Genomic DNA, 19,282 nt, shown 5'->3' with positions numbered 1-19,282 from the left:
TCTGTGGCCGGTCAGCCGGTCAGCCGGTGCGTGTGCTGAGCTGTTCCCCGCGCGGGCACGGGCGGCGCGACCGCTGGATCCGTCGCGCCGTCCGTCGGATTTCGCCTGCGTCACGAGGGAATGTCAGCGCCCGCGACGATCTTCGCGTCCGTCAGGGCGGCGATGGCCTCCGCGTCGTAACCGAACTCGGTCAGCAGCGCCTCGGTCTGCTCACCAAGCAGACAGCTGCGGCCGATGCGGCCCGGGGTTTCCGACAACGCCACGGGCAGGCCGTGTACCCGGATCCGGCCGAAGATCGGATGGTCGACCTTCACCACCAGCCCGGTCTCCACCATGGTCTCGTCAGTGCAGGTGAACGCGGAGACACCGCCTTCGAAGACGGTCACGCAGGCGAGCCCCGCGGGGACGAAGAGGTCCTCCCAGGCCTGCGCGGTGTCGGCGGTGAACACATCCGCAAGGATCGAGGCAAGCTCCTCGTCGTTGTCCAACCGGCTGTCCACCGTGGCGAAGCGGACGTCCTCCAGCAGGTCCGGACGTTCGATGCCGCCAACCAGCGTCTCCCATTCCCGCTGGGTCGGCGCGGCCAGGAACACCCAGCCGGACGATGCCTGGTAGAGGCGGTAAAGAGCGTGGTAGCCGTGTTGCTCCGCGTCGAGCGCGGGAGCCGGCGGCTTGCCCGCGTAGGCGTTGAAGTCGTCCGAGTAGGCGTAGGCGTTCCCGCAGATCATCGAGGTGGCGACGAACGTCCTTCACCCGTCCGCCGTTGGTGCATGATCGCCAGTAGGAGGGCGGAGAAGACCGTGAGCGCGGCGTTCGAGTCCCCGTCGGTGAGACCACGCAGCCGCGGCTGGACGATGGCCTGCAACTCGGCCAGGTCGAAACCGCTGACGAGGTCGGGATCGAGCCAGTACGAGGCCTGCTTGTGCAGGCTCCCGGCCACGGCGCTCGCCGAATCGGCGTACAGCGCACGGGAACTGTAGGGCCCGCTGACTCCGTATCCGGTGGCGTGCAGATACACCAGCTTCGGGTTGATCGCGGAAAGCGTGGCGTAGTCAATCTTCAGGCGTTCGGCCACCCCTGGCCGGAAGCTGAGCGCGAAGACGTCGGCCTTCTCGATGAGCGCATAGAAGATCTTTCTGCCCTCGTCCGTCGACACGTCGACGGCGATGCTCTCCTTGCCCGCCATGGTCCGCACGCCGCCGCTCTCCTTCACCCCGAAGGAGCTGCGCATCGGGTCGCCAGTGAGGCCCTCGACCTTGATGACGCGCGCACCCAGGGCGGCGGCCAGGGTGACGCCGAAGGGCATGGCGAAGAAGTAGCCGAATTCAACGATGGTCACCCCGGCGAGCGGATGGGCCGGGGCGGGGCCGGTTGCGGCCGCGGGCGCCCAGGGGCCGGTGAACGGACCGTTGTGGACGCCGAGTGCGGGGGCTGCGCGGTCAATCCGCGACGGTGACCTGCTGAAGGCCGCGACCGGGCCCACCTGACGGATCGGGCCGTGTTCGGGGTGGGTGACCACGATGGAGTCGCCGTTGTGGACGATCTGCGGGTGGTCAAGGCCCTCCTCACAGGTTGCGGCAACCTCGAACGGGACGTCGGCGTTGGCCTCCAGCAGCGGTACCCACTCCGCCAGCGTCTTCCTCCGCAGGGTCTCGCTGAGGAGGTCCTCCCACTGCTGCGCGTCCTGCGGGGTTCTGAACTGCGGCGCATGCGCGAAGAGCGGGTTGGCGTGGGTGCTCTCGAGACCGAGGACGCTGGTGAGCGCCCGCGCCTGATGGGGCAGCTGCGGGTTGCTGATGATGAAGCGGCCGTCCTTGGTCGCCATCGTCAGGCCGTACCGGGTGGCGGCCAGTGCCCCGCCGCGGGGGTTGAGGATGACCTGCGGCTGGTTCCCGGTGTTCTTCGCGTACTGCCAGTGCATTGTCCCGAAGTAGTCCACCGGGTTGAGGCCCTGCACCAGGGTGGCCTCGACGCGCTGCCCGCGGCCGGTCCGCTCGCGGACGACAAGGGCCGCCAGGACACCGCTGACGGCCATGTGTGCGGCACCCGTGCTCGCCATCGACGCGGCAGTGAAGATCGGTCCTGGCCGGAAGCCGAACTGCCCCCGGGCGAACGCTCCGGCCTTCGCTGCCACGATGCCCTCGTAGCCCTTCAGCCGCGCGTACCGGCCGGTGGAGCCGAAGCCGTTGACCGAGCAGTAGACCAACGACGGGCTGGCCGCGTGCAGGGCCTCGTAGCCCAGCTCCCAGCTGTCGGCGACGCCGGGTTCGAAGCTCTCGATCAGCACGTCGGCGTGGGCCGCGAGGGCGGCGACCTCAGCCCGGCCCGCGGCGGTGCGCAGGTCGGCGACGAGGCTTTCCTTGCCCCGGTTCCAGACCAGGAAACCGGCTGGTGACTGGGTGCGCAGACGGTCGCCCTCGGGTGGCTCGACCTTGAGCACCCGGGCCCCGTTATCGGCGAGGATCATCCCCGCCAGGGAGCTGGCGATACTGCCGGCGCCCAGCTCGAGCACTGTCAAACCATCGAGGATCATCGATACAGCTCTCCAAGGCCACGGGTCACACCGGCACGAGAACTCCCGTGCTCCGTCCTGGTTCCCGCTGTGGGGAAGGGCGGTGGGGCTCTCCTCTGTGGGTGATTAATTAGGTGAACAATCTAACAGCTTGTATCGGTCGTATAAGAGCGTCTGGCAACAGAAGTGTGGATCAAGGAGCGGAGCTGAGGCGCGTGCGTCGCGAAGCCGCGAAGCCGCGAAGGGAGCCACCCTGGTGGTGGGTGGCGGCGGCCGGGGTCAGCGGCTGGCATCGGTGGCGTCGAAGACGAAGTCGCTGATGAGACGGGCCAGCTCGACCGGGCGGTCACCTTGGACGGAGTGCCCCGCACCCGGCACGGTCTCGACGCGGGCCGTGGGCTGGCGGCGACGGAACTCGACCACGTCGTCCTCGGTGACGACGCCGGATGCCGACCCCAGCACGAGCATCACCGGCGCCGGCAGCGCCGAGAGGTCATCCCAGCGCGGCCTGAAGTCCAGTATGCCGTCGGTGGGGATCAGCCGGTCGTACCGCCAGGCCCAGCGGCCGTCCGGGAGCGGGTGGGCGTTGTGCAGGATGCCGCGCCGCAGGGAGGCGACCGACCGGGTCGGGTTGTGACGGACCGTCCGTTCCAGGATCTCCTCGAAGGAGGCGAAGGACTCCGGGCCGTTGACGAACGCCGCGGTCGGGGCGCTCTTCGCCAGCGTCACGCCCGGCGTTACATCGACGACCACAAGCCGGCGGACAAGCTGTGGGTAGGCGGACCCGAGGCGGATGCCGGTGAGCCCGCCGAGGGACATGCCGACCACGGCCGCGGCTCGCGGCGCGAGCTCGGCGATGGCGCTGGCGAGGATGTCGGCGTTGCGGACCGGCCAGTAGTCGCCGTCCGACCGTTTGCCGGAGTGGCCGTGACCGGGCAGGTCGAAGGCCACCAGTGGGCGGCCGAGCGCGAGGGCGACGGTGTCCCAGGTGTGGGCGTTCTGCGCCCCGCCATGCAGGAACACCAGTTCGGCGGGGCCGTCACCCCAGACCAGGGCGCTGATCCGTTCGCCGTCCACATCGACGTTCTCCCGGCGTACCCGTGGGGGGCCGGCCCAGGCCAGGCCCGCATCCCGGGCGTTGTCCTCGAAAAACCCGAATTCGTCGTAGCCGGGCGGTCGCGCGGCCTCTGCCATGTGGATCTCCCAGGATGATCGAGTCCTTGAGCGTCCACGCGCGGCGACCGGAGAGTGCGACGGCCCTCGTGGGGACTGGCGTGTGCGTCCGATACAGTTACAGAATATATCTATATCAGGTACGGTCCGGGCGTGCCGCACCGCGGACCCGCCGTGCGACGGCGTGAAGGAGACCGTGTTGAGTGGGATCAGTGACATCGAGGTCCTGGAACGCTACCCCCGGACTGCTGTAGATCATGACAACAAGTACTTCTACCAGGGCCTGCTCGAACGGAAGCTGCTGGTCAATCGTTGTAACGCCTGCGGCAGGTGGCACCAGCCGCCGCGGCCGATCTGCCCGTCGTGCTGGTCGCGCGACATCACCGCGACCGAGGTGTCGGGCGAGGGCGTCATCCACCTACTGATCTTTCTGCATCAGGGCCCGCCGGCCGCGGGCGTCGACTACGCGACGCCGCACCCGGTCGCGGTGGTCGAGCTCGCCGAGCAGGAGGGCCTGCGGTTCTCCACGACGATCGTGAACGCCGACCGCGAAACCCTGCGTATCGGGCTGCCGGTGACACTCACCTGGATCGAGCGTGACGGCAACCCCTTCCCCGCCTTCGCGCCCGCCGCTGCCTGACCCGCCCGAGACGATTATCAGGAGACCTGGACGATGACGCGGTATCCCGTCAAGGACAAGGTGGCCTTCGCCGGCACGGGCGCCACCGCGTTCTCCCGTGACTCGGGCGAACGTTCCCAGCTCTCGCTGTGTGCCGAAGCGTGCACGCGGGCGATTGAGAACGCGGGGCTGACCGCCGCCGACATCGACGGCATCGCCGGCGCGGTCCCGATTGCCTACAAGGTCCAGTCAGCGCTTGGCATCCCCGAGACCACGTGGTGGACGAGCCCGCCCCAGGAGGGCTCCTTTGTCCAGGTGATCCTGGAAGCGATGAACGCCGTGTACTCCGGTGCGTGCAACACTGTGATCGCCTATCACACGTTCTACCGGCTGCCCTGGGCGTCGCGGGCCGCGGCCAGGGATCCGTTCCGGCGGATGCTGTCGATCACCGGGGGTGTCTCGCCCGCGCCGGAGGATGTGTGGGGCTCAGTCGGCTACACCGCGTGGGCGAGCCGGTATCTGCACGAGTACGGCGTCTCCCGGGAGGACTTCGGGCTTGTCGCCGTCAACTCCCGGTCCAATGCCGGGCGGAATCCGAACGCGGTCATGCGGAGCCCGATCGGCATGGACGACTACCTGGCCGCCCGGATGATCCGCTGGCCGTTGTCCCTGCTCGACATGGATGTCCCGATCGACGGCGCTGTCGCCTTTGTCATCACGACCGCCGAGCGTGCCCGTGACCTGCCAGGCCGGCCCGTCCTCATCCATGCGGCGACGGCTGGTGTCATCGACCGCAACGAGGAGGACCAGACCCCGGGGCTGCGCAACCACGGTCAGCGGGTGACGGTTGAGACGCTGCGGGCGCGCAGTGATCTATGGCTTGACGATATGGATGTCTATTACCCTTATGATGGTTTTTCGTTCATCACGTTGTCCTGGCTGGAGGCCATCGGGCTGTGTGGGCCGGGTGAGGCCGGCGCGTTCATCCGCGACAACTGGGACGACAAGACGAACAGCCTGGTGATCAACGGGAGGGTTCCCGTCAACACCCATGGCGGCAGCCTGTCCGAAGGCGGGACGCAGGGCGCGGGGCACATTCGCGAAGCCGTCCTGCAGTTGCAGGGAGAGGCCGGCGAGCGTCAGGTCCCCGGCGCGGACACGGCGATCCTCACGCCTGGCGGTTTCTTCTTCAACGCGCACGGCCTCGTCCTCCGCGCGGAGTAGCGGCGTAACCGCCGCTTTCAGCCCGCTGTGTCCGGTGCGTCCGCTGTGTCCGGTGCGTCCGGATGGATCTGCTGGAGCGGTTGGCGAACGGCCACGGCCACTGGCGCGCCACGGTGGCATCGGAATGCGACTCGTCGGATTGCCGAGGGAATTATCGGGTCCACAGATCGCGGCACGGTTGGGCCGGGACCGCTCCAGCCCCCAGGCCGAGGCGGCGGCGGTTCGCTGTTGGAGCGGGCGCGGCGTGAGGATGCCCGTTACTGGGAGGAGCACCGCCGGCCGATCGTCGGACGTCGTCCGTGTGACGACCCGTCCGCCCACGCGGCCGGCCGCGTGGGCGGACTCACGACGCTAGCCGTGCCAGCAGGGGTTGAGGTCCCAAGGTAACGGTAATAACGTGGTCGTTATCATGGTTGCATGCCCTGGGATGTCTTGGTCCACCCCGATGCGGTCGACGAGTTGGCCAAGCTCCCTGCCAAGGAGCGCGCGGCGATCGACAGCGCCCTCGACAAGCTGCGAGAACGCGGTACGGATCTACCGTTCCCACACACCAGTGCCGTCGTGGACGCCGACCGCCTGTGGGAGCTACGTCCCCGAGGTGGCAATAGCCCGTGGCGGGCTTTCTACCGGCGGATGGGGCAAAGCTCGTCATCGTTGGTGCCATCGGACACCACGACAAGCGGAAGTACAGGCGGGCAGTCGCCGTGGCCGTGGAACGGCTCAACGACCTGAAGGAGGACTGGTGAAGTTGTCGGAGCTCAAGCCCCTCGACCAGGTCATCGAAGAGCACCGCCAGGACCCGGAGTTCCGCGAGGAGTGGGACGCACTGGCGTTCTCCCGGAAGGTCGCCAACCAGGTGATCGCATACCGGGTCGAACACGGTCTCACGCAGCGGGCTCTCGCCGAGCAGGTCGGCCTCAAGCAGCCCGCTATCGCGCGCCTGGAGATCGCCGAGACACAGCCAAGGCTCGAAACACTGGCGAAGCTCAGCAAGGCCACCGGTCTGACTTTTGACCTTCACGTCGCCAATGGAGCCGTCGAGATCGTTCAGGTCGCCAAGGCGGCGACAACGGCCGCCGCTCGCGGCTTCGCGTTCGTCTTTGACTCGACTGTGCTCGCTGCCCTCTCCCACGCTCGACCGTTGGTTGAACAGCTACTAGCATCCCACGCGGCGGGTGATCGGCCGGCCGACATTGCCGTCGAGGGTGAACAGAGTCTTATGCTGGTGCGGGTCAAGTCCCGTCGCTTGCCGGGTGCGAGGATCTTCGCGATGACGCAGGCTCACGGATCGCACGACGAGATCGACAATCTTCTCCGTATCATGCCGGCGGACACGACTGTGGAACCGGTTGAGGTCGGGCAAGCGAAGGAACGCTGACCGCCTCGCCGGTGCGTGGCGGGTGCATCGACCCCGCACCCGACAGGGAATGGCCACGCGGGCGGGTGGAGCAGCGCCGTGCTCAACAATCGGCGCTGGTCTCGGTGGCGCAGATCTGAGGCCACGGGCGGACACCGGCCGCCCAATGACGCCACCCACGAATGAACCGGGTGGGGTGACGTTGGACCGCGCCGGACGGCGGCGGGGGAGAACCCAGGGCCGTTGCCAGCCTGATGTAGCCGGCGCCGACGAAGGGCGCTGGCCGGGTGGCAGCGACCACTTAGAGCGCCCGAGGATAGGCCGCCCAACTGGGCTGGATCGGCGGCGCCCCGTTCGGGCCATCCACCGTCCAAGCCGTCCTCGTCACCGACGGATGCGGCAGCAGAAGCCGTGAATCCGCTGCGGGGATCGGCGGCGCCGTTCACACCGGGCGGGTGTACCGGTAGTCGGGTGGCCTGCGGCGTACGCTTCGCTGCGTCGATGCTGATTCATTCGGGGGCGCTGGTCCATCCGGGGGGAACCATGCTCGGACGTGCTGACGATGCGCAGCGCCGGCCGCTGCGAGCCGCGCCGCCCGCGGCAGCCACCCCACCAATGTCAGTCCCGCTGCCTGCCGTCGCGTCATGGCATTTTTTCATTTCCTACACCGCCGCGGACATGCCCTGGGCCGAGTGGATCGCGTGGCAGTTGGAGCGAGCCGGCTATCGGGTGCTGTTCCAGAAATGGGACTTCGTGCCGGGTACACACTGGACCGCGCGAATGGAGGAAGGTATCCGCGGCGCTCGCCATACTCTGGCGATCCTTTCGGCCGCGTACCTTGAGTCAGGGTGGGGCCGCGCCGAATGGGAGGCCGCCCACCTGGCCGACCAGAGCGGCACGGAACGCAAGCTGATCCCCGTCCGTGTCGAGGACTGTCCCCGGCCGGGTTTGCTGGGGCGGGTGGTCTCCTTCGACATCTTCGGACTGACGGCGGACGACGCCCGCGAACGGCTGCTCGCGGGCGTCACCGCGGCCATGTCAGGGCGGGGGAAACCAGCGTCCGAGCCGGACTTCCCCGGCCCGACACTCCTGCCTTCGGACCGCGCCGGTCCGGTTCCACCCCCATACCCGTTTCCGGGGTCGCCAGGCAGTGCGCGGCAGCCGTCGGCGCCCCAGCCGGTGCCCGCAGCTCCGGCGGCTGAGAGCAGCCCGTATACCGGACGGGAGCCGGTTCGGCCGCTGGCCGGGATCGTGGCTGACGGCGGGCCGACGAAGGCGGGCGTTCTGCGGCACGCCAGCCCCTCAGCCGGCGGCCGGCCGTCGCCCGTACTCGTGGTTGCGTTCAGTTCCGACTCGCGGCGGCTGGTGACAGGCGGGCGGGACGGCGCGGTCCGGTGCTGGGAGGTCGACAGCCTCCGCCGCCAAGGGACCTTCGTGCATCCGGCACCGGTTCGGCATGCCGTGTTCAGCCCCGATGACTCGCTGCTCGCAACGGTTTGTCTGGACGGGAATTCCCGATTGTGGGATGTGTCGGCTGCTCGGGTGACCCACCTCTGGGCGACTGGACAGACGCCCCCCGCGCTGTTGTTCGGCCCGGCTGGGCGGTACCTGTTGAGCTGTTTCCCGCAGGCCGGTGCTTGGCGCCATGACCTGGGCGTTGACCGGGGCATCGCCTTGGCCGGAAGCCAGTTGGGGGCCGCGGGGGAGGCCTTTGTCGCGGCGAGCCCGGACGGTCGCTTCATCGCGCTTCGGGACACCCGGTCGGAGTGCCTTGTGATGCGCCACAGCGCCAGTGGCGAGATCAGGAAGACCGTGGAGACGGTACGTCGTGTGACGGCGGCTCGGTTCAGTTGGGATGGCGGGTGGCTGGTCACCCTGGATGACAGCTGCTCGCCACGGCTGTGGGCGCTCGCCACCGGTGCCTGCGTCTACCCCTCGGCGGCCGGTAACGATGCTGGGGACTTCACCGCGGCAGGCTCCGAGGTAGTGGACGCCGCGCTCGGCCTGGCCGGCCAGTTGCTTGTGTTACGCCACCGTTCGATGGTCATCTCGTTCATCGACGTGGCAACCTGCCGGGTACGGGCACGGTTCTCCCACCCCAGGACGCCGGGCACGCTTACCGTCAGCCGGGACGGACGTTTCATGGCCACGCACAGCCCGGCATATCGGGTCGTCTTTGTCTATGATCTTTCCGCGGGACCGGCGAGGTACCGATCGGCGCACGAACCGCGCGTAAACGCGGTCGCGTTCAGCCCTGACGGGCGCTGGTTCGCCACCGCATCCGACGCCGGTGAGGCGGCTCTGTGGAGTCTGCCGAACCCGTCCACGTCGGCTACGCATCCGGTCGACGATGCGGAACCTTTCCACCCGTAGGGACGTTTGAACGAGTGCGGCAATCCCGTATCAAGGGGAATTTACCCAGTCTTATCGCATATATAGTCGGATCCGGCGGTCCCACGGCCGTCCAATGCCGCAGATCGGGGGACGTAATGAAATTCGATGATCCTGGCCGCCGGCCGGTAACGCATGCCCGGTCTGTCATCACACCTGCGCTCGAGTCGCGGCTGACAGAGCTGGAGAGCCGAAGCGCGTCGGGTACCGTCCGGGTCATCTTCGACCTCAACCCGGATTTCCCCGCCGGTCGCCGCGGTGCCGCGAATACCGTGCGCACGCTGCTGACCGAGGCAGCCGTGCGGTTCAGTGAGATGAACGTGTTCGACGACATCGGTGAGTCGAGGCTGTCTCGGGAGCTGGGCCGTTCCTACGTCGTCGCGGTCCTCCCGCCGGAGGCTGTGCGCTGGGTCGTCCACGTCGATGTCGAGCAGGCTGAACAAGATGCCGGAAACTGGCGGCTGCGTGCGATCCGGCGGGTCTGGCCCGACTTCGAGGTTTCGGCGCTACTGGACAAGTCAGTGGCGGTGATAAAGGGCGATGCGGCTCAGGCAACCTTCGGCGCGTTCGGTGAAAACATTGTCTGGGCGGTTGTCGACTCCGGGGTCGACGAGCGGCACCCACACTTTGCTAAATGGGACAATCTCAGTCTGCCGGCTCAACTTGAGCATGTCGATCTGACGGACGGTAACGCTCCAACCCGGGATGATTATGGTATTGGGCATGGCACGCCGGTCGCCGGTATCATTGCGGGTGAGGTGGCGGCTGACTCCGTCGAAACCGGTGGACGTCGGTTACGTGTCCGCCAGATGCTGCTTGACGGCGACAAGACGGTGGATGCGTACACGTCCGCGATCACCAGGATCGGCGGTGTCGCCCCGCGCTGTAAGATTGTGAGCTACAAGGTGTTCGGCGCGAGCCGGCTGGCCAACGTGAGTGCGGTGATCGCGGCGCTGGAGCACATCCAGCGGGTCAACGACTACGGCCGCAACATTCGCATTCACGGAGTGAACCTGAGCCTTGGTTACTCGTTTTACCCGGAGTGGTTTGTCGGCGGGTATTCCCCGCTGTGCAACGAGGTCGACCGCATGGTCGCCTCGGGCGTGTTGGTGGTCGTTGCCGCCGGCAATTCGGGTTTCGTGCGGACGGAAGTAGCCCGGAACACCGATGACTTCAGCGCAGGCGTTACCATCAACGATCCAGGAAACGCCTTCGGTGCTATCACGGTTGGCTCCACGCATCGAGTCGCCCCGCACCGGTACGGAGTTTCCTATTTTTCCTCCAAGGGGCCGACGGGGGACGGCCGGCTCAAGCCGGACCTTGTCGCCCCCGGCGAACACATTGTGAGCTGCGTCAGCTCGACGGCCCAGCCCGACGACGAGGACTGGGACTGTCCGGACTACAGCGAGTTCAGCGGGACGAGCCTGGCCGCAGCACACGTCTCCGGGGCCATCGCCGCCTTTCTCTCGGTGCGTAGCGAGTTTATCGGCAGCCCCGAACGGGTCAAAAAGGTTTTCCTGGACTCCGCGACCGATCTCGGCCGGGTACGGGAGTTTCAGGGGCACGGCCTGGTTGACGTCATGCGGGCCATCCAGTCGGTCTGATGACACCGGGGCCGATATGAATGACTGGCGTGCATGGCTGAGGAACCAGTCACCCTGGAATCTCGGCGCGCTGATCGCGGTGACAGTGCTGGCCGGCTGGCTGTTGTTCGTCATCCCCAAATTATTCTTCGCGCTGCTGGCGCTGTTTGTTCTAGGAGTCGTCATGGCAAAATTGTCGGAACCGCTGGGCCAGGACGAGGCGGGTGTCGTCTCGGGGTGGTGGGATCACCGCATCAAGGTGGTGCTGAAAGGGCGGATCTTCCTCCCTCCGGGCGCCATCCTCACCAAGATTTCGTTGCAGTGGCAGCCGATCGAGTTCCGGGTGACCTGTCAGTCCTCCGACGAGGTGCCGCTGACACTCGATCTTCGTACAGCTTTTCGGATCCCACGAGACGAGCAGGCGATCCGGACGGTGAGCGAGCATTTCGGCGAGGACACGGAGAACATGCACCGGCAAGTCATCGACACCCTTGTCGTACATATTCGTGACGTGGTAGGCGAACGGGCCATGGGGCAGGTCGACCGCGATTTCGGAAAGATCGCGGATGAAGTGATGTGGAGGTCCAGGCCGGCACTGGTGGAGATGGGATTCGAACCGCGGCCACTGTCCGTCGCGAACCTTGTTCTGCCTGCGGACTGGGTGGCGGAGCGGGAGAAGAAGATATCGCTGGACGCTCACCTGCGGACACTCACGACCAAACTGGCGATAGAGGATCAGATCAGTGCCACGCGGTCCCGGCGGGAGGCGAACGAGCGGCTGACAGCGGAGCGGGCCAGAGCGGATGCCGACACCTATGCCGAGCTGAGACGGCTGGAAGTCGCCAGGGCACGCATAGCGGTGGCGGATGAGAGCCGGGCGTCGGAACGCGACCACGCCCGGGCGCTGGCCGAGCTGGAGGCATACAAACTGGCCGAGCGGCTGCGTATTGAAGGCGGCCACCACGAGGAGAACATCCAACGGATGATCGTGGAAAGACTACCGGAGATCCTGGAGGCCAAAGGCAAACTACTGCCGAACCTGCGGACCTACATTGCGGGTTCCCACGACAAGGGGCTGGTCAGTCTGATGACCGGGCTGGCCGGGTTCGGGCCCGACATCATGCGTGAACTGACGAACCTGATCGGCTCGCTCAGCGGCGGCCCGACAGCCGAGTTCTCCGGCGACGGCCCGCGTCCACAGATCGCCCCGGCCGGCGGCTCATCCGCGGATGCCGCTGTGCGCGCCGCGCAACAGGACGCCTCGCATGCGGAGGTCGTCGAGTCACCGGCTGAGTAATGGTTCGCGATACCATTGGTCACAACGGTTCGGCATGTCACGAGCGGAAGAGTGACACGCATTTTCTATCCGACATGGGGGTCTCGGACGTCCATCCGTCATGCCGTGGCTGCGGCGGCCCTGCGCTGGGGTAGGCCCTGCGGGAGGTAGCCACGTGGCCCGGACAGATGCGTTCCGTTGGGATTTTCCCAACGGAACAGGTAGCATGCATGTATGCACAGTATTGGTGACCGCGTGCTGGAGCATATCAGGCAGGTCTGCCCCACCACCCGGCAGCGGGACATCGCGGCGGACATCGGGATGCCGCCCGATGCGTTCTCGCGCGCGCTAAACGGCAAGCGCGCCTTCTCCTCGATCGAGTTGGCGCGCCTGGCTGACCTGCTGGATGCGGACATCCATTGGCTGATCACCGGACAGCCCGACCCGCATCGGCTGGTCGTCGCGGCGCGTCACGATTTTAATCACCTGACGGGTCGTCGGAGCGTACCCGAGCGTGACGCTGACGGGCTGGTGCTACGCGACATCGCCTTGGCCTACCGTCAGGCCTACTCCGAACCGCAGCACGGACCAGCCCTTCCAGAGAGTGTTGACGGGGCTGGTGCTGATGGGGTCAGGGTGGCGCTGGGTGAGGACTTCGTGCGCCCCTTCGCGGATCGGCTGGAGAGCCGGTTCGGCGTCGATGTTGTGCGGATCGCAGACCTGTCCACCGCGTACTCGTTCACCATCGGTGGCCGCCATGTGATCGCGCTCTCGGCGACCGGGAACTGGTTCTGGGAGAACTGGTCAATGGCACATGAGTTGGGCCATCTCGTCTGGGGTCACCACGACCAGGGGTTCTCCGCGGCCGAGCGGGACCAGCGCGAGGCGGCCGCGAACGCGTTCGCGGCGGAGCTTCTGCTCCCCCGTGAGTCGCTTGCCGTGATCGACTGGGACCGGTACGAGGCGGCCGGGCTGGCTGACCTCGTGTGGCGGTGGGGTGTGTCCACCGACGCACTCGCCCGCCGCCTGCATGCCCTGAACGGCTATGTGCCCGATGTGGTGCGGGAATGGGCCGGACAACCGACCCAGCGTTTGTTGCGGCGTCACCGGGCGCCCAATTCAGGTAAAGATGAGATCACTTTGCGTATGGACGCAGCCGCCCAGCGTCGTTTCCCCCTCACGCTGCAGGAGGCGCACCTCAAAGGGATCGAAGCCGGGACCCTCGGCAAGGGAACGCTCGCCTGGATGCTCGGTATTGATCCCGATGCGCTGGATGTTGACATCCCCGCAGTGCCTGAGGTGACCATTGATGATCTTGCTAGGGCGTTGGACCTCTGAACCGTGGCCGTGCTCCTGTTCCCGGACAACACAGTTCTGATCAATTTTGCGATCATCAACCGGATGGATCTGCTGGAGCGGCTGGCGAACGGCCACGGCCACTGGTGCGCCACCGTGGCAGCGGAATGCGACTCGTCGGCACGCAAACCCGGTCTCGCCGCGTTGGCCGATGCCAGGGGCATTTTCGGGTCGCCCTGGTTCCCCGACGCGGCAGAACTTCAGGACACGAGGCTTCTTCGCGAGGAGCTTGCCAGCCCAGGCGACCACCCTCACCGACACCTCGGTGAAGCCGAGACGCTCGCAATCATGATCCGTCGCCGCGTGCACGGATTCTTCGTCACCGATGACAACGATGCCGTACGGCTCGCCGCTCGGAACAAGATCAAAGTAGTCAGGACCTGGCACCTGTTGAAGGTCGCGGCCAAGCGGGAATGGGTCGACGCTGACGCCTTGTGGGGATATACCCAGACCCTCCGCACTCATCAGCGAGGAAGTCCTCCTGAAGTGATCGACAGGCCCTCATTCGACAAGTGGCTGGCACTCTGACGTCAACCACACCGCTCGGACGCCGCTGACAATGCCGACCACAGAACAGAGGTCAGCCGAGCAGGTAGCGCAGGAAGACGACGTCGTCGAGCTGACGGGCCTCGGCCAGTGTCATCCGGTGGCCGGGGTGGTGGGGAAAGGTGCCGGTGCCGGCGAAGCGGGGTGCGGCCGGGTCGCCGATGAAGAACGGCGCGATCACCAGGTGGATCTCGTTGGCGAGCCCGGCGGTGAGGAACTGGGTGTGGATGCTGCCACCGCCCTCGACCATCAGCCGGCGTACGCCGCGCGCGGCGAGGTCGGCCAGGAGAGTGTGGAGATCGAGTGGGTTACCGGTGTCCACGACAGATGCCACGTCGGTGAGGTGCTCGCGGGTCTTGTTCACGGCGGGAGTCGTGACATAGACGATTTTCTCGGCTGGCCCGGTGGTGAAGAAGCTGGCGGTGGGGTCGAGGTCGCCGCGACTGGTGAGGGTGATTTTGATGGGGTTTTCGGGGAGGCCGCGGGTTATCCGGTCGGTGCGGCGGGCTGTCGAGCGGACCAGTAGCCGGGGGTTGTCGCGGCGGATGGTGTTCGCGCCTACCAGGATGGCGTCGACGCTGGCACGGACTTCGTCGACCCGGTCGAGGTCGGCCTTGTTGGAGATTATCAGCCGTTGGTTGGCGGTGTCGTCGAGATAGCCGTCCACGGATGTGGCGGCCGACAGCAGGATGTAGGGGCGTTCGGTCATGTGGTTGTCGTGGGTGGTCTTGGCGCGCTCACAGTGACCCGCATCCCTCGGTTTCATCGGCGGCGGCTGCCGCGTTGTGGAAACGCCGGCCCGGCTTCGTACCTGACGGTCGGTCCGCGGGTCGGCGAGTCGGCTGTGCGCTGGAGCACGCCCTTCTCCGCGAGCGAACGCAGGAGCGTGCTCGCCCGCTGGACCCCCACCAGGAACAGGTTCTGGACGGTCTGGTTGGAGATCGTCCCATATTCGCGCAGGTGTGCGACGATACGACGCTCGATCTCATCGGAGTCGTTGCGGTGGTAGGGCAGCAGCGTGCCCAGTTCCGCGCGCGTACGTTCCCGGAAGCGATACGCGGGTATCCGGTAGCGGCGTGTCGCTCGAACCGGCTCCAGCAGATCGTAGGTGTCGTCCGACAGCCGCCGGAGAGCCTCGGATGCCTCTTCAACGCTCTTCTGGAGGATAGGAGCGATCTTAACCGCATCGACGGTCGCATGGGACCGAAGGAAATGAATGAGCAGAATTGCATCAGTGTCGTCCTGCACCTCAACAGGCAGGCTTGCGATCATTACCGCAAGGCGTGTCACAGGAGCACCGCCGTCGATGACGACCCGGACGCTCCCGCTCCCGCTTGTAAAGACTGGCGGCGGATGTCCTGCGCGGATCATGACCCGTACCATCACATCGACACCAGTGCCGGCTCTTTCCGCCAGGCGGAGCACCCGCAGCGCCTCGACCAGGCAGCGGTTTCGCGGCTTGGACACATGCGTGAGCAAGTTCTCCTCGGTTACCCCGAACACCAGCTCCCCAGGTGATGTCACAACGAGCCGGCTGGGGCTGTGCTCGACGACTACCGGCTCAGGATGCCGGTAGTCGCGGTGTGCGATTGCGTTGACCACGGCTTCGCGCGCGGCCGGGCCGGGAATCGTTTCGAGTTGTTGTTGCACGCCGGTGGGAAGTGTGACCGACGTGGTCTCGTTGATTGCGTCAATATCCCGAAGAAGATCGGCCAGGGCGACAATCAGGGGAGTTCGGTGGACTGATGATGGACGGGTAAGGGGACCGGCCGGCGTCCGCCGCCGCAGGTACTGGATCGTTGGATCAGCGGCGAAAGGGTGCAGGTTACTGAACAGCAGGGCACCTCCCCGGGTGAGATGTCCGCTGCTGTCCAGAACCGCGCACTCACGCAGGAGGTCGGTGACGCTTAGCTCGGCACGCCGACGGCTCTGGGCGTCTCCCGCCGCCGTGAGCCCACGGCGTGCCTCCTCGACCGCGCGTGGGGACACGTCGTCGACCCGCAGGTGCGTGGGCTCGGCGGACCAGTCGTATCCACGGCGCTCGTCACGGATGACGGCTTCCCGGCCAGGAGCCATCGGTTCGCAGGAGGTGCCCATCCGTTCGCGCAGTTTTCCACCAGCCCGAACCAGGTCAAATGCTGTTTCCACGGTGATGAGAAGCAGCCGCATGCCCTGCGCGACGCGACTTTCAATATCGACTACCAATGCTGGCGACGTGTGCTGCCAGATTCGATGGCGAAGATCGTCCGTGTCGAGGTCGGTGGGTACGCCCACGATGGCCGTGGGCCCAGCCCCATCGTCGCGCACCCCGACGATGACCGTCCCGCCCCGGCTGTTGGCCAGGCAGGCCACAGCTTCGGCGAGGTCGGCAGCCGCGGCCTTCAGCAGGTCGCGGTCGTTGCCCGCGGGACGCTTCAGCTCCTTGAAGTCGAGTGTCTGCGACTCCAGCTCGCACGCTTCCCGCCCCGCGAGCACCTCGTCGATCGCCCTGTCCGCTTCACGGCGGAGCTGCTCGCGACTCACAGTCACGAGTAGTTTTATACCACCCTGTCAAGGCAGGCTTGTATAAAACTCGGTCGGAGGGTCGGAGGGTCGGAGGGCCGGGACGCTCAGGGGCGTGCTGAGGTGGGCAGGCCGACGCCGGTGACGGGGCTGAGGATGAAGCCCTTGCCCGGCTGTTCCATCAGGGCGTTGAGCCGGCTACCGGCCGCTTTCATGATCGGACCCTTGCCGTGGGCCTTGAACGCCGTCTCGTCGGGGTAGAGCTCGTAGAAGGCGAACGAACCCGGCTTGTCGGCCCGCTGGTGGGAGACGTGCATCAGGACGGCCGGTTCCTCGGTCTTCATGGCCGCGCTGATCTCGCCCAGGATCCCGATCACATCGTCGATCTTGTCCGCTGGCACCGAGAAGGTGAACATGACCGCGACGGGTGGCATGGGCCGTTTCCTCCTATGAGCTATGAGCTATGAGCTACGGGCAGCTATGAGCTACGGGAGCGGGAGAGGGGGACGCCTGGAGGGCGGTCAGCACGGCACGCTGGATCGTTGTCAACCAGGGCGGAAGGCTGCATCTTTAAAGTTAGACTATCAAACACATTGCACTACAAGTACGCGAAAGCGTAGCGTCGGCAGCCACCGTTGCGACGCCATCCCTCTGACATGGACGGCCGGTCGCACATGTTGTTGTGGGGGCGGCGCCGTCCCGGCCGAAGGAGCGCTGAAGCGTTGGAGACCGGCGGTTTGGAGACCATCAGCTTCGAGGAAGTGGCCCCGCGGGTCGCCGTCCTCACCCTCAACCGGCCGGACCGGCTGAACGCCATCACGCTGAAGATGTACGACGAGATCGAACAGATCGTCGACACCCTGTCCCGGGACGCCTCGACGCGGGTCCTGGTGATCACGGGTGCGGGCCGGGGCTTCTGCTCAGGGCAGGACCTGCGCGACCTCGGCGCGGACCCCGCCGCGTCGGATCTCGGCCGGATCCAGTTCGGGATGGCCTGGCAGGCTCGGGCAGCTCAGTTGATCAAAACTATCCACGAGTTGCCGCAGGTGGTCATCGCCGCGGTCAACGGCCCGGCTTCGGGCGCGGGGCTGGCCCTCGCGCTGGCCGCGGACATCCGGCTCGCCGCGAGCTCCGCCCGCTTCAACGTGGCCTTCGTGCGCATCGGTCTGTCCGGCGCGGACATGGGCACCAGTTACTTCCTGCCCCGGATCGTCGGGCCGACGGCGGCAGCCGAGATGATGCTGACCGGTCGGTTGATCGACGCGCTGGAGGCCAGGGACAACGGCTTGGTGCTGCGGGTCGTCGACGACGGCAGGGTGCTGGACGAGGCGCTGTCGATCGCTTCGGCGATCATGGCCAACAGCCCGTTCGGGGTCCGGATGACCAAACAGGTGCTCTGGAAGAACATCGACGCTCCAAGCCTCGACGCCGCGATGCAGCTGGAGAACCGCACCCAGATCCTCGCCAGCCTGACCGAGGACTGCCGCGAGGCGGAGGCCGCCTTCCTCGCCAGGCGCGCGCCCGTCTTCAGTGACACGTGAACATGTGAACACGTGAGCGGGGACAGCGTGCTGGGCTGCCGGCCGATGGCACGGCACCGAACACCGGACAGGCCGACAGGATGAGCGGGCGATGACCGAGAAGCAGACGACCGAGGAACAGGCAACCGGGACATTAACCGGCGGGCCACTGCGAGGGGTGCGCGTTGTGGAACTCGTCGGTCAGGGGCCTGGGCCGTTCGCGGCGATGCTGCTCGCCGACATGGGGGCCGACGTCGTCTCGGTGGACCGTTCACCCGGCGCGCAGGCTGAGCCGGCGCCCATGTTGCTGGCCCGCGGCCGGCGGACCGTCACCGTCGACCTCAAGGATCCAGCGGGGGTGGCCGCGGTGCTCGCGCTCACCGACGCCGCGGATGTCTTCATCGAAGGTTACCGACCAGGCGTGGCCGAGCGTCTCGGTGTCGGCCCCGAGGTCTGCCTCGCCCGCAATCCTCGGCTCGTCTACGGGCGGGTGACCGGTTGGGGCCAGGAGGGTCCTTATGCTCAGGCGGCCGGCCATGACATCAATTACATCGCGCTCGCGGGGGCGCTGGACCCGATCGGTCGGGAGGGACAGGCACCGGTCCCACCGCTCAACCTCGTCGGTGACTTCGGCGGCGGCGGGATGCTGCTCGGCTTCGGGGTGATGTGCGCGCTGTTCGAGACGAGGGCGTCCGGGCTCGGTCAGGTCGTTGACGCGGCCATGGTCGACGGGGCCGCGCTGATGATGATGATGACGCACGAGATGCGTGCGTCCGGGACGTGGGACGGCCCACGGGGCACCAACACCCTGGACACCGGCGCACCCTTCTACAACGTCTACGAGACCGCCGACGGCCGTCACATCGCGGTCGGCGCGATAGAGAACAACTTCTACCGCATCCTGCTGGAGCTGATCGGGATCGACCCGGTCGACGCGGCGACGCAGTGGGACAGGAGCGACTGGCGGCCGATGAAGGCCCGGCTCGCCGACGTGTTCAGAACGCGGACCAGGGACGAGTGGTGCACGCTGCTGGAGCACACCGACGCCTGCTTCGCCCCGGTGCTGTCGATGGACGAGGCGCCCTCGCATCCGCACATCGCCCACCGCGGGACCTTCACCGACCGTGGGGGAGCGGTGCGTCCCGCGCCCGCCCCGCGCTTCAGCCGCACACCCGCGTCCACCCCACCCGGCCCGGTGGCGACGAGCGTCGGCGAGGTGCTCG

17 protein-coding genes are annotated in these 19,282 nt (G+C 66.9%); 11 read left to right on the top strand and 6 right to left on the bottom strand.

The genetic code is table 11. From position 1 onward, the window contains the following. Positions 1 to 110 precede the first annotated feature (110 nt). From MJ797_RS26930 to MJ797_RS04770, 3 genes are all read right to left on the bottom strand, one after another. Complete coding sequence (locus MJ797_RS26930) at positions 111 to 728, bottom strand: CoA transferase (RefSeq protein WP_255738333.1); 618 nt, start codon at positions 726 to 728, stop codon at positions 111 to 113. Then, positions 725 to 2,533: a CoA transferase gene (locus MJ797_RS04775; protein WP_255738331.1), complete on the bottom strand. Its 1,809-nt coding sequence runs from the start codon at positions 2,531 to 2,533 to the stop codon at positions 725 to 727. The genes MJ797_RS26930 and MJ797_RS04775 overlap by 4 nt, the downstream gene beginning before the upstream one ends. A gap of 258 nt (positions 2,534 to 2,791) precedes the next feature. Further along, a complete protein-coding gene (locus MJ797_RS04770) occupies positions 2,792 to 3,706 on the bottom strand; it encodes an alpha/beta fold hydrolase (RefSeq protein WP_239332207.1) in 915 nt (304 codons plus the stop codon). Between the two features lie 175 nt (positions 3,707 to 3,881). On the opposite strand from MJ797_RS04770, the gene MJ797_RS04765 reads away from it, so the two are divergent. The 9 genes from MJ797_RS04765 (at position 3,882) to MJ797_RS04725 (ending at position 14,019) form a co-directional block, all read left to right on the top strand. Further along, positions 3,882 to 4,325, top strand: a complete 444-nt coding sequence (locus MJ797_RS04765; protein ID WP_374581465.1) for a Zn-ribbon domain-containing OB-fold protein — start codon at positions 3,882 to 3,884, stop codon at positions 4,323 to 4,325. A 33-nt stretch (positions 4,326 to 4,358) separates the two neighbouring features. Then, positions 4,359 to 5,528 (top strand): thiolase family protein, encoded by a 1,170-nt coding sequence (locus MJ797_RS04760; RefSeq protein WP_239332203.1) that lies wholly within the window; start codon positions 4,359 to 4,361, stop codon positions 5,526 to 5,528. Positions 5,529 to 5,945: 417 nt separating this feature from the next. Next, the gene (locus tag MJ797_RS04755) at positions 5,946 to 6,260 is read left to right on the top strand and encodes a type II toxin-antitoxin system RelE/ParE family toxin (RefSeq protein WP_239332201.1); all 315 of its coding nucleotides are present in this window, start codon (positions 5,946 to 5,948) and stop codon (positions 6,258 to 6,260) included. A 10-nt stretch (positions 6,261 to 6,270) separates the two neighbouring features. Continuing rightward, on the top strand, positions 6,271 to 6,906 hold the full coding sequence (locus tag MJ797_RS04750; protein ID WP_239332199.1) for a helix-turn-helix transcriptional regulator: 636 nt from the start codon (positions 6,271 to 6,273) through the stop codon (positions 6,904 to 6,906). Between the two features lie 522 nt (positions 6,907 to 7,428). After that, positions 7,429 to 9,258 carry a toll/interleukin-1 receptor domain-containing protein gene (locus MJ797_RS04745; protein WP_239332197.1) on the top strand — a complete coding sequence of 610 codons (1,830 nt, stop codon included), beginning with the start codon at positions 7,429 to 7,431 and terminating at the stop codon, positions 9,256 to 9,258. Between the two features lie 116 nt (positions 9,259 to 9,374). Then, on the top strand, positions 9,375 to 10,880 hold the full coding sequence (locus tag MJ797_RS04740; protein WP_239332195.1) for a S8 family peptidase: 1,506 nt from the start codon (positions 9,375 to 9,377) through the stop codon (positions 10,878 to 10,880). A gap of 16 nt (positions 10,881 to 10,896) precedes the next feature. After that, the gene (locus MJ797_RS04735) at positions 10,897 to 12,156 is read left to right on the top strand and encodes an SPFH domain-containing protein (protein ID WP_239332193.1); all 1,260 of its coding nucleotides are present in this window, start codon (positions 10,897 to 10,899) and stop codon (positions 12,154 to 12,156) included. Between the two features lie 213 nt (positions 12,157 to 12,369). Further along, entirely contained in the window at positions 12,370 to 13,473 is a 1,104-nt protein-coding gene (locus MJ797_RS04730; RefSeq protein WP_239332191.1) for an ImmA/IrrE family metallo-endopeptidase, read from the top strand. Positions 13,474 to 13,476: 3 nt separating this feature from the next. Next, complete coding sequence (locus MJ797_RS04725) at positions 13,477 to 14,019, top strand: hypothetical protein (RefSeq protein WP_239332189.1); 543 nt, start codon at positions 13,477 to 13,479, stop codon at positions 14,017 to 14,019. 52 nt (positions 14,020 to 14,071) lie between these two features. On the opposite strand, the gene MJ797_RS04720 is transcribed toward MJ797_RS04725, so the two are convergent. The 3 genes from MJ797_RS04720 to MJ797_RS04710 all read right to left on the bottom strand — a co-directional run bounded on the left by MJ797_RS04720 (position 14,072) and on the right by MJ797_RS04710 (position 16,973). Beyond that, positions 14,072 to 14,746: a dihydrofolate reductase family protein gene (locus MJ797_RS04720; RefSeq protein WP_239332187.1), complete on the bottom strand. Its 675-nt coding sequence runs from the start codon at positions 14,744 to 14,746 to the stop codon at positions 14,072 to 14,074. A gap of 53 nt (positions 14,747 to 14,799) precedes the next feature. Continuing rightward, positions 14,800 to 16,566: an ATP-binding protein gene (locus tag MJ797_RS04715; RefSeq protein WP_239332185.1), complete on the bottom strand. Its 1,767-nt coding sequence runs from the start codon at positions 16,564 to 16,566 to the stop codon at positions 14,800 to 14,802. An 80-nt stretch (positions 16,567 to 16,646) separates the two neighbouring features. After that, entirely contained in the window at positions 16,647 to 16,973 is a 327-nt protein-coding gene (locus MJ797_RS04710) for a putative quinol monooxygenase (RefSeq protein ID WP_239332183.1), read from the bottom strand. Positions 16,974 to 17,261: 288 nt separating this feature from the next. Here MJ797_RS04710 and MJ797_RS04705 point away from each other — a divergent pair, with 288 nt between their 5' ends. Both MJ797_RS04705 and MJ797_RS04700 read left to right on the top strand, forming a co-directional pair. After that, positions 17,262 to 18,080, top strand: a complete 819-nt coding sequence (locus MJ797_RS04705; protein WP_239332181.1) for an enoyl-CoA hydratase/isomerase family protein — start codon at positions 17,262 to 17,264, stop codon at positions 18,078 to 18,080. A 91-nt stretch (positions 18,081 to 18,171) separates the two neighbouring features. Further along, positions 18,172 to 19,282: CaiB/BaiF CoA-transferase family protein (locus tag MJ797_RS04700; RefSeq protein ID WP_239332179.1), on the top strand; the 1,111-nt coding region annotated here is incomplete at its 3' end.

This window comes from Protofrankia sp. CiP3 (genome assembly GCF_917627345.1).
In the GTDB taxonomy this organism is placed as follows: Bacteria; Actinomycetota; Actinomycetes; order Frankiales; family Frankiaceae; genus Protofrankia.
Note: the sequence above shows the minus strand (reverse complement) of the source record. Positions and strands in the feature narration are given on the sequence as shown.

Bases quoted from the DNA above. Each gene is read 5' to 3' on its own strand.
- MJ797_RS26930 (WP_255738333.1), bottom strand. From the start codon at position 728: ATGATCTGCGGGAACGCCTACGCCTACTCGGACGACTTCAACGCCTAC.
- MJ797_RS04775 (WP_255738331.1), bottom strand. From the start codon at position 2,533: ATGATCCTCGATGGTTTGACAGTGCTCGAGCTGGGCGCCGGCAGTATC.
- MJ797_RS04770 (WP_239332207.1), bottom strand. From the start codon at position 3,706: ATGGCAGAGGCCGCGCGACCGCCCGGCTACGACGAATTCGGGTTTTTC.
- MJ797_RS04760 (WP_239332203.1), top strand. From the start codon at position 4,359: ATGACGCGGTATCCCGTCAAGGACAAGGTGGCCTTCGCCGGCACGGGC.
- MJ797_RS04755 (WP_239332201.1), top strand. From the start codon at position 5,946: ATGCCCTGGGATGTCTTGGTCCACCCCGATGCGGTCGACGAGTTGGCC.
- MJ797_RS04745 (WP_239332197.1), top strand. From the start codon at position 7,429: ATGCTCGGACGTGCTGACGATGCGCAGCGCCGGCCGCTGCGAGCCGCG.
- MJ797_RS04740 (WP_239332195.1), top strand. From the start codon at position 9,375: ATGAAATTCGATGATCCTGGCCGCCGGCCGGTAACGCATGCCCGGTCT.
- MJ797_RS04735 (WP_239332193.1), top strand. From the start codon at position 10,897: ATGAATGACTGGCGTGCATGGCTGAGGAACCAGTCACCCTGGAATCTC.
- MJ797_RS04730 (WP_239332191.1), top strand. From the start codon at position 12,370: ATGCACAGTATTGGTGACCGCGTGCTGGAGCATATCAGGCAGGTCTGC.
- MJ797_RS04720 (WP_239332187.1), bottom strand. From the start codon at position 14,746: ATGACCGAACGCCCCTACATCCTGCTGTCGGCCGCCACATCCGTGGAC.
- MJ797_RS04710 (WP_239332183.1), bottom strand. From the start codon at position 16,973: ATGCCACCCGTCGCGGTCATGTTCACCTTCTCGGTGCCAGCGGACAAG.